The sequence below is a fragment of the Chitinophaga sp. genome (assembly GCF_036569185.1).
In the GTDB taxonomy this organism is placed as follows: Bacteria; Bacteroidota; Bacteroidia; order Chitinophagales; family Chitinophagaceae; genus Chitinophaga.
Map to the genome: position 1 here is coordinate 1 of NZ_DATCRD010000232.1, position 9,973 is coordinate 9,973.

The 9,973-nt window shown below is 48.7% G+C and carries 9 protein-coding genes; 4 read left to right on the forward strand and 5 right to left on the reverse strand.

Annotated features, from left to right (window positions below):
- Positions 1 to 52: 52 nt before the first annotated feature.
- The 4 genes from rnr to bioD are packed head-to-tail and all read right to left on the reverse strand — an operon-like array spanning position 53 to position 5,220.
- Entirely contained in the window at positions 53 to 2,911 is a 2,859-nt protein-coding gene (gene rnr, locus VIM72_RS17430; RefSeq protein ID WP_332004105.1) for a ribonuclease R, read from the reverse strand.
- Between the two features lie 15 nt (positions 2,912 to 2,926).
- A complete protein-coding gene (gene lpxK / locus VIM72_RS17435) occupies positions 2,927 to 3,997 on the reverse strand; it encodes a tetraacyldisaccharide 4'-kinase (RefSeq protein WP_332004106.1) in 1,071 nt (356 codons plus the stop codon).
- A 6-nt stretch (positions 3,998 to 4,003) separates the two neighbouring features.
- The gene (locus tag VIM72_RS17440; protein ID WP_332004107.1) at positions 4,004 to 4,579 is read right to left on the reverse strand and encodes a 5-formyltetrahydrofolate cyclo-ligase; all 576 of its coding nucleotides are present in this window, start codon (positions 4,577 to 4,579) and stop codon (positions 4,004 to 4,006) included.
- A complete protein-coding gene (gene bioD / locus VIM72_RS17445) occupies positions 4,576 to 5,220 on the reverse strand; it encodes a dethiobiotin synthase (protein WP_332004108.1) in 645 nt (214 codons plus the stop codon). The genes VIM72_RS17440 and bioD overlap by 4 nt, the downstream gene beginning before the upstream one ends.
- Positions 5,221 to 5,438: 218 nt before the next feature.
- Here bioD and VIM72_RS17450 point away from each other — a divergent pair, with 218 nt between their 5' ends.
- The 3 genes from VIM72_RS17450 to VIM72_RS17460 all read left to right on the forward strand — a co-directional run bounded on the left by VIM72_RS17450 (position 5,439) and on the right by VIM72_RS17460 (position 8,161).
- Complete coding sequence (locus VIM72_RS17450) at positions 5,439 to 6,797, forward strand: pyridoxal-phosphate dependent enzyme (RefSeq protein WP_332004109.1); 1,359 nt, start codon at positions 5,439 to 5,441, stop codon at positions 6,795 to 6,797.
- 8 nt (positions 6,798 to 6,805) lie between these two features.
- Positions 6,806 to 7,582, forward strand: coding sequence for a helical backbone metal receptor (locus VIM72_RS17455; RefSeq protein ID WP_332004110.1), 777 nt, complete (start codon positions 6,806 to 6,808; stop codon positions 7,580 to 7,582).
- A gap of 135 nt (positions 7,583 to 7,717) precedes the next feature.
- On the forward strand, positions 7,718 to 8,161 hold the full coding sequence (locus VIM72_RS17460; RefSeq protein WP_332004111.1) for a Rieske (2Fe-2S) protein: 444 nt from the start codon (positions 7,718 to 7,720) through the stop codon (positions 8,159 to 8,161).
- On the opposite strand, the gene VIM72_RS17465 is transcribed toward VIM72_RS17460, so the two are convergent.
- Positions 8,158 to 8,970, reverse strand: coding sequence for an alpha/beta hydrolase (locus tag VIM72_RS17465; RefSeq protein ID WP_332004112.1), 813 nt, complete (start codon positions 8,968 to 8,970; stop codon positions 8,158 to 8,160). The two genes, VIM72_RS17460 and VIM72_RS17465, sit on opposite strands and share 4 nt — an antisense overlap.
- Before the next feature lie 137 nt (positions 8,971 to 9,107).
- Here VIM72_RS17465 and fbaA point away from each other — a divergent pair.
- On the forward strand, positions 9,108 to 9,973 hold an 866-nt coding region (fbaA, locus tag VIM72_RS17470; RefSeq protein ID WP_332004113.1), incomplete at its 3' end, for a class II fructose-bisphosphate aldolase.

Genomic DNA, 9,973 nt, shown 5'->3' on the forward strand with positions numbered 1-9,973 from the left:
GCGTTGTTAATTCTTTGAATGAATGCATTGCTGTTGGCTAGTGTTTTATTATTTACTTTTTCTTTGATTTGTTGTTAGCTGCGGCCTTCTTCGCTGGTACCGCTTTCTTTGCTACCGGTTTAGCAGCGGCTTTCTTTGCTGGTACTGCTTTCTTTGCTACCGGTTTAGCTGCGGCTTTCTTCGCTGGTACGGCTTTCTTTGCCACTGGTTTAGCTGCGGCTTTCTTTGCTGGTACGGCTTTCTTTGCCAACGGTTTAACAGCGGCTTTCTTTGCCACTGGTTTGGCTGCGGCTTTCTTCGCAGGTACTGCTTTCTTTGCCACCGGTTTGGTTGCGGCTTTCTTTGCTGGCGCTGGTTTCGTAGCTTCCGGTTTGGCTGCGGCTTTCTTTGTTGGCGCTGGTTTCGTAGCTTCCGGCTTAGCAGCGGCTTTCTTTGCTGGTACGGCTTTCTTTGCTACCGTTTTAGCTGCGGCTTTCTTTGCTGGCGCTGGTTTAGCAGCTATTTTTTCTTCAACCGGTGCTAATGTTGGTTCAGGCGCTGGCGCTGTTACCACCGGCGCTTCAGGTGCTTTCCTTGGTTTCTTTTTCTGTACTGGTGTAGGTTCGGCTACAGGTATTGGCGCAGGAGTAGCTGATACCGCAGGTTCTGCGGCCGGTGTTGCAGGCGCTTCCGGTGTTACCGGTACCACATGCGTTTCCGCTATCACCTGGTCTACCACAGGTAATGGCTTAGGCTCTCCGAGAGACACTTCCGGCGCTTTCTGAGGAGCTTTTGCCTCCTGCTCCCAAGGTCTATGCTGACGTTGTTTGTCTTTTTTCTTTTTGCGGTCGCCCCGGCGGTCTTCACGGCGATGATCACCTTTACGGTCGTCACGGCGCTCATCGCGGCGTTTGGGCTGGAATGCAGCAGCGGGTGTGCCGGTGCCTGTCAGCTCGTCTTCCAGATCGTAATCCAGTTGGCGTTTGGCAAGGCTGGCAGCCACCACACGGATACTCACCTTTTCGCCTATACGGAACTTACGGCCTGTACGCTGGCCCACCAGGGAATATTCGCCTTCATTATACTGGAACTCTTCCCTCTTATTGAGGTTATGAATGCTGATCAGCCCTTCGCATTTGGTATCCATGGTTTCTACCCAGAAGCCAAAATGCGCCACTCCACTGATCACTCCTTCAAAGGTATGACCAATGAATTGCTGCATATATTCTACCTGTTTGTATTTATTACCGGCGCGTTCTGCTTCCATGGCCTTACGTTCCATTTCCGAGCTGTGTTTGCATTTCTGCTCCATCTGCTTATCAGGGCGCACGCTGTTGGCCAGGCATTCGGCCAGTACACGGTGTACCAGCACATCAGGGTAGCGGCGGATGGGAGAGGTAAAATGACAGTAGTCCTCAAAACCAAGACCATAGTGCCCTACATTATTCACGGTGTAAATGGCTTTGGCCATTGTGCGGATACCCAGTGTTTCGAGCACAGGCTGTTCCGGCCTTCCCTTTACCTGCGCCAGCATTTTATTAAACGAGCTGGCAATGCTTTCCGGTGTGCTCAGGTCAAACTTATAACCGAACTTACCGGCGAACAGTGCAAACACTTTCAGTTTTTCCGGGTCTGGCGTATCGTGCACACGATAAGGGAACGGGATAGGCTGTTTATTAATGCGCAGTTTACCTACATATGCTGCTACGGTTTTATTGGCCAGCAGCATAAACTCTTCAATCAGCTGATGCGCTTCTTTACTTTCTTTAACAACAATGCCAATAGGCTTGCCGGTATCATCCAGTTTGAAGCGCACTTCCTGCGAAGAAAAGTTGATGGCGCCATGCGCGAAACGCTGGTTGCGCAGGTTCTGGGCAATACGGTTGAGCAACAGCACTTCGTTCCTGTAAGGGCCGTCTGACTTCCGCTCAATGATCTCCTGTACTTCTTCATAGGTAAACCGGTGATCGGAGTGGATCACGGTACGGCCTATCCAATGTTGTTTCACCTCTCCCTTGTCGTTCATCTGGAACATAGCAGAGAAGGTAAGTTTATCTTCATGCGGACGCAGCGAGCAAAGCTCATTGGAGATCTTTTCCGGCAGCATGGGCAATACGCGGTCCGGCAGGTATACAGAGGTAGCGCGTTTCTCGGCTTCTTTATCAAGCCCGGTGCCAGGCAGCACATAATGACTTACATCCGCAATATGCACGCCCAGTTCATATAAACCATTTTTTAGTAAACGGATGGAAATGGCATCATCAAAATCCTTGGCATCCACCGGGTCGATGGTCATGGTGAGGAATTTGCGGATGTCTTTCCGTTTAGCCACTTCTTCTTCAGAAATGACTTCACGGATATTACCCAGTTCGTCCATTACTTCTTTGGGGAAGTTCAGCGGAAATCCTGCTTCAATAAGTATTTCTTTCATGGCCAGGTCGTTGGTATCGCTGGCATCAAGGATCTCCACGATTTCACCAACGGGTTTGCGGGATTTTTCTCCCCAGGCTACAATCTTCACCAGGGCTTTATCCCCGCTTTTTGCTTCTCCGAGGGAGTTGGCGGGAATATAGATATCCGGCATAAACAATCCTTTTTCAGGAATAAGGAAAGCAAAATTTTTGCTGACCTGGAGTGTGCCGGTGAATTCAGTTTTATTTCGTTTAAGGATATCCGTTATTATGCCTTCCATACGGCCTTCATTACGGCCGTTTTTCAATACATCCACTAAAACTTCATCTCTGTCGAGGGCGGTATGCAGGTTCTTCTGCTTTACCATGATATCTTTTGTAAGGCCATCCACAATAACAAAAGCCATTCCCGACTTTGTTACTTCCACTATGCCTTTAAAGGTTTTCTTTGGGCTATGGCTTTGCTGGGGGTTATTGGGGTTATAATTACCGCCTTTCTTATTTTTCTTTTTTCTACTCATGTTAGTCGTAAGTTATTATTGACCGGGCGCTGGCAGGTGCCGGCCTATGTAGTCAAAAATAAAGTTATTAAATAATTCTGCTTCTCCGAAGAGGAATGCAACCTCCACCGGAATAACAGCCATCCGCAGATTTTGTTCTGCCAGCATGCCTTTTAGCAGATGTAGCCTTACTGCATCTTTTTCTGTAGTAATAACAATCTTTTCTGTGCCGGGCAGATCGCTGCATTCTTTTTTTATTTTCAGTATATCCTTCTCCGTATAATAATAATGATCGGGAAAAGACAAAAGATATACCTGTTTGTAACGCTGTTTCAATTCTTCGAGCAATGGTTCGGGCCTTGCTATACCACATGCCAGCAGCGCGGTTGCCGATCCGGAAAGTGCCACCGGCTCGCGGGTGATCATGTCTGACAGGGCGCCGTATTGCAAGGTAGTGAAAAAGAGCCGCTGATGAGGCAATGGTTTAATTTCTTTTTCCAGTGCCTGCTTCTCTTCCAGGCTCATGGCAGGCGGGCACTTTGATACAATGATACAATCGGCCCGGTGATATCCCTGTCTTCCTTCCCTTAAACGCCCGAAGGGCACTACATGATCCCGGGTAAACAAGCGGCTGTAATCGGTGATCATGATATTAAGGCCGGGCTTTATGGAACGGTGCTGGAAAGCGTCATCCAGCAACACTACCTGGGTATCCGGTTCATCGCCCAGCAGTTGGGGAATGGCCAGCATCCGCTCCTCTCCCACACACACTTTGATATCCGGGAATTTATCGTGAAACTGCATGGGCTCATCGCCGATATCGGCGGCAGTGCTGTTTTCATCGGCCAGGATGTAGCCACTGGTACGGCGGTTGTAGCCCCTGCTGAGCGTAGCTACCTTCAGATGATCTTTCAACAGGCGGATCATATACTCTACATGCGGGGTTTTCCCGGTACCGCCTACCGACAGGTTACCGGCGGCGATCACAGGCAGATCAAATTCCACCGCAGTAAGCAGGCCCTTGTCATAAAATTTGTTCCGTATCCACATTACCAGGCCATACAGCAGGGAGAAAGGATATAAAAGAATACTCAGGTATTTAAGCACTGTCGTTTATTTAAACTGATAAATATGATCCGGGGTCACTACCGTATGCAACGGCACATCCCAGGGATCAATGTCCTTGATCTGCGGCACGGGCTCAAACAGCGACAGACCGATGGTACGCACATCCGGCCGGCATTGTTGCAGGAAACGGTCGTACATCCCTTTACCATATCCTACCCGTTGTCCCTGCCGGTCGAATGCGAGCAAAGGTACAAATACAAGATCTATAATTTCAGGTGGCACCACTTCCCCGTGAGCCGGCTCCGGGATGCCGAATTTGTTTTTAACCAGTACAGTATTGGTTTTCCAGAGATAATGCTCCATATCCCCGGTTTTCATGTCCGAACGGGAAAGCACCCATTCCATATCCGGCCATTGGCTTCGCCCCCATTTTACCAGGGGCCAGGTATCGACTTCTTTTTTTTCTGAAATAGGAAGAAAGATATGCGCATTCCTGGCAGCGCTGAAATCGAGCCGGCGTACATTTGCCAGTAACCGTTCATTCAGGGAAAGCGCGGTGGGGTCGTCCAGGTTGAGTCGCAGCTCCAGGAAATGTTTTCGTATATCCTTTTTAGTGGTCATGCCAGTAAAGTATGCAACGGGGTAGACAACAACTGTGCCTGTTGTTGAACAAATGCCTTATCTACTGTATCTGTTAGCGGAATACGGCCAATTTTCGGATACCCGCTCCATTTCACCACATCGTCTTCATTGGTATGATAATCGCCTCCAAACATCCATCCGATAACGGGCACGCCTGTATGTTGCAGCATCCGTGCAGTGAGCATGCAGTGGTTAATGCTACCCAGGTAATTCTGCGCCACAATCACCACCCTGGCTTTCAGGGCCGCTATCAGATCCAGTGTAAACACCTCTTCATTTACCGGTACCATCAGACCACCGGCCCCTTCCATCACAAATGCCCGGCCGGCAGGCTGGTACTGGTCTGCCAGTTGCAGGATACGCCTCACATCAATGGTACAGTTTTCCATTCTTGCCGCCAGGTGCGGTGAAGCCGGAGCTTCCAGTCGCCATGCCTCCGGGTGACAAACTGACACTTTATTTGACAATAAAGATGATACGGTGTCTGTATCCGTGCCTTCCAGCAACCCGGTTTGCACCGGTTTCCAGTAATCCGCGTTCAATGCTTCCGTAATGCAGGCTGCGGTGATGGTTTTTCCAACACCGGTACCTGTTCCTGTTATAAAAATCCTTTCGTTCATCGGCGCAAAGATACGCGGAGTTTGTCTTGGAACACTGATTACGCTGATTAAAATGATTCCCCTGATATTTTTTTAAAAATTTGATATAACCGTTAGTTGCTATTCATCTTTCAAAAGTTAATAATAACATCAGCAAAATCATTTTAATCAGCGTAATCAGTGTTCCAAGACAAAATCCGCGCATTTCCGTATTTTCGTGAACATACAACCTCATTTTTATGAAATATTGTGATAACATACTCGAAACGATAGGAAATACCCCGATGGTAAAGTTGCACCGCGTAACCGCCACACTTCCCTGCACGGTGCTGGCGAAGGTGGAGTTCTTTAACCCCGGCAACTCTATTAAAGACCGCATGGCCGTGAAAATGGTGGATGTAGCGGAAGAGAAAGGATTGCTCAAACCAGGCGGCACCCTTATTGAAGGCACTTCCGGCAATACAGGGATGGGCCTGGCGCTGGCGGCTATTATCAGAGGATATAAATGTATTTTCACCACTACAGATAAACAATCCAAGGAAAAAGTGGATATCCTGAAAGCCGTAGGCGCAGAAGTGATTGTTTGCCCTACCAATGTGGAACCTGAAGATCCCCGCTCCTACTATTCTGTGTCTAAAAGACTGGCCACGGAAGTACCCAATTCATTTTATGTAAACCAATACGATAACCTTGCTAACCGCGATGCGCACTATGAGCAAACCGGTCCTGAAATATGGGAACAAACGGAAGGCAAGATCACCCACCTGGTGGTGGCTACCGGCACTGGTGGCACGGTTACCGGCACAGGGAAATACCTGAAGGAAAAGAACCCCAACATTAAAGTATGGGCTATTGACAGCTACGGTTCCCTGCTGAAGAAATATTTTGAGACGGGGCAGCTGGATATGAGTGAAGTGTATCCTTATATTACTGAAGGTATCGGGGAAGATTTTGTGCCGGAGAATTACGATATGAAGGTGATCGATAAATTTGAAAAAGTAACCGATAAAGACGCCGCTGTAATGGCGCGCCGTATCACCAAAGAGGAAGGCATCTTCGTGGGATATTCCGCCGGATCGGCCATAGCCGGGCTGTTGCAGCTAAAGGAATCACTGAAGCCTACAGATGTGGTAGTAGTCATTTTCCATGATCATGGCAGCCGATATGTGGGAAAAATTTACAACGACCAATGGATGATGGAGCGCGGGTTCCTGGATGTAAAAACAGTAAAAGATGTAGTGAATGGCCGCCGCAACCAGCCACTGGTAACCATCAGCGCAGATGAAAAAGTAAGTGAGGCGATTGCCAGGATGAAAAAATACGACATCGAACATATTCCTGTAGAACAGGGCGGGGAGCTGATTGGCGCCATCTCTGAAAACGGGTTGTTCAACCGCCTTATCGATGATGCCAACCTGAAAGATGCACTGGTACAACAGGTAATGCAGCCGTTGTTCCCACTGGTAAGCCAGGATACGCCTATCGAAAAACTATCGGTATATATCAACCGGGAAAACGGCGCCGTGCTTACCAAAGACGACAGCGGTAATCATCACATCGTTACGAAGTACGACATTATACAGGCACTTGGCAGATAAAAGATATCATGTTGTTTACCGATCAGCTGCACCGGCAGATAACACTCGACAATCCGCCCCGGCGGATTGTTTCATTGGTACCCTCCCAAACAGAACTGCTGTATTCCCTCGGGCTTGAAAAGGAAGTGGTGGGCATTACCAAATTCTGCGTACATCCGTTAAAGTGGTTCTGGGAAAAAACACGTGTAGGTGGCACTAAAAATATTCACCCTGAAATTATACGGCAGCTTTCACCAGACCTTATCATTGCCAACAAGGAAGAAAACCTGGCGGCCGATGTGGAGCTGCTGATGCAGGATTACCCGGTATGGGTAAGTAATATCCAGACCCTGGAAGACGCATACAATATGATCACCGGCATCGGTGCGATAACAGATCGTGCGGACACCGCTGCCGCTCTCGTTTCCGGGATCAAAACCAATTTTTCTTCACTACAACCCTTTACACAGGCCGTTCCCGCTGCCTATTTTATCTGGCGTGATCCATGGATGGTGGCAGGCGGCGATACCTTCATCCACCACATGCTGCAGCTGTGCGGCTTCCGGAACGTGTTCGGGGAGTTGCCCAGGTATCCGTCCATTACAGCCTCGCAACTGGCCAACAGCGGATGTCGCAGGATATTGCTTTCTTCAGAGCCTTATCCTTTTAAGGAAAAACATATCGCCGAATTGCAGGCAATATTACCGGATGCGCATATACAGCTGGTAGACGGCGAGATGTTTTCCTGGTATGGCAGCCGCTTGCTGGAGGCACCCGCCTATTTCCAAACGGTCATCAAAAGTTAATATCAGAAAATCTTTAAAAAATAAATCAGCATAATCATCATAATCCTGAGACAGACAAAATTCGCTTACTGAGGCAACTATCTTCTTTCCACCTGCGTAAACAGGATAACGATCCACTCAATTAAAACGCACTTTATGGAAAGAAGAGATTTTGTTTCCAACATCGGACTTACACTGGCACTGGTATGTACCGCCGGTTTGGCTGCCTGCAGCAAGGGAGGCAACGATAATCCCGAACCTAATCCTCCCGGCGGCGGTGGCGGCAACGCGAAATTATCATTGAACCTCGGCAGTGACCTCACCAATGTGGGCGACTTTAAGATCGCGAACGGCGTGATCATTATCCGTGTTGCTGCCGGCAATACGGCATCGGCTTTCTCGGCGCTTTCCAGCACCTGTACCCACCAGGGATGCACAGTGGCTACCTACAACAACAGCTCCAAGTTAATAGAATGTAATGCGCCCTGCGGCCATGGCAGCCGGTATACCACTACCGGCGCGGTAAACACCGGCCCCGCTACTGCAGCGTTATCGGCTTATACCATTAAGGTAGATGGAAATATGCTTACGGTAAGCTAATGCTTCCGGAGGAAGTCGAGCACCCATTCCGCAAAGGGAACGCTGCGTACTACTGAATTATGATCTCCGGCTACGGTGCCGTGCATTCCTGCCGGCATCATGGCTGCGAGTGAACCACCGGTATCATTATCTTCGTCTTTATCCCCTCCGATAACCAATACCGGCTGATGCACAGCGGCCAGCTCCTGTGGTGTAGTAGAGGGCTGGCCCAACTGCATCATGGCGAGTGCGCGCTGATCCAGGCCGGACTGTTGTACGTATTTCACCATGGCCGCCAGTTCCGGTACCTCTTTCCCGGAAAGCGCCTCATAAAACCGCTGCCGGCGCGGCCAGGCAGGGTTTGTAAAAGCAGTGCCCATCCCTCCCATCACAGCGCTGCGCACCCTGGCATCCAGCACCAGCAGGCGCGATACTATAATAGCGCCCCGGGAATAGCCTACTGCCTGGTAATTATTAATATTAAGCCAGGTCATCAATCCCATAATGTCCTTTGTTTCCGCATCATCCAGGTAGGCGAGGCTGTCGTGCGGATGGTCCGATGCCCCGTTTCCCCTCAGATCAAGGGTTATCACCTTATACCCGTGTACCAGCAATGAATCATACAGGGCTGTTTTTTTCCAGGAGTCCCCGTTCTCAATAAAGCCATGCACCAATAATACAGGCGCCCCTGTGCCGGTAACCGTATAGTGGATACGGGTGCCGTCAAATGAAGTGAAGTACTGCAGGGAATCGGTTGCATTAGCCGCAGATGCCCTATGGAAAGGCATTTGCAGGGATATCACCAGGAGGAAAAACAGGAATAGTTTCATATAAAACGGGATTGATACCGGTTAAAATACATTTTTCTGCTGGTAGAATTAATACATAAGCACTTACTTTTCGCTATAAATCTTCTATTTAACTCCTTATATTTGCTTTCCTAAAAAATTAAAACACATATCAGAGTATGGGAAAATACAGAGCTGGCGTACTATTCGGCGAAGAGCTGGATGCGCTGTATAACGATGCCAAAGACAACGGATTTGCTATGCCTGCCGTAAATGTTGTGGGAACTAACTCCGTGAATGCGGTACTGGAAACAGCTGCTAAAGTGAATTCACCGGTTATCATCCAGTTTTCTAACGGCGGTGCACAATTTTTTGCCGGTAAAGGTATGCCGAACGATAAGCTGCAGGCCAATATTGCAGGTGGTATTTCCGGAGCCAGACATGTACATGAAGTAGCTAAATATTACGGTGTTCCCGTAGTGCTGCATACAGACCATGCTGCCAAGAAATGGCTGCCATGGATCGATGGTTTGCTGGATGCAGGTGAACAACATTTCAAACAAACCGGTCAGCCGCTGTACAGCTCCCACATGCTGGATCTGTCTGAAGAGCCGATTGCAGAGAACATCGAAATTTCTCATAAATATTTTGAGAGAATGAATAAACTGGGTATGTCCATCGAAATTGAGCTGGGTGTAACCGGTGGTGAAGAAGATGGGGTGGACAATTCAGGTGTAGACAACTCCAAGCTGTATACCCAGCCTGAAGAAGTGGCCTATGCGTATGAAATTTTATCAAAGGTAGGCCCCCGTTTCACTGTGGCTGCCGCTTTTGGTAACGTTCATGGCGTATACTCTCCCGGTAACGTAGAGCTGCGCCCGGTGATCCTGCACAACAGCCAGGAATTCATCCAGGAGAAATTCAAAACTGCCGCTAAACCTGTATTCTATGTATTCCACGGTGGTAGCGGTTCTCCAAAACACCAGATCACAGAAGCCCTGGGTTATGGCGTTATCAAAATGAACATTGATACGGATATGCAGTG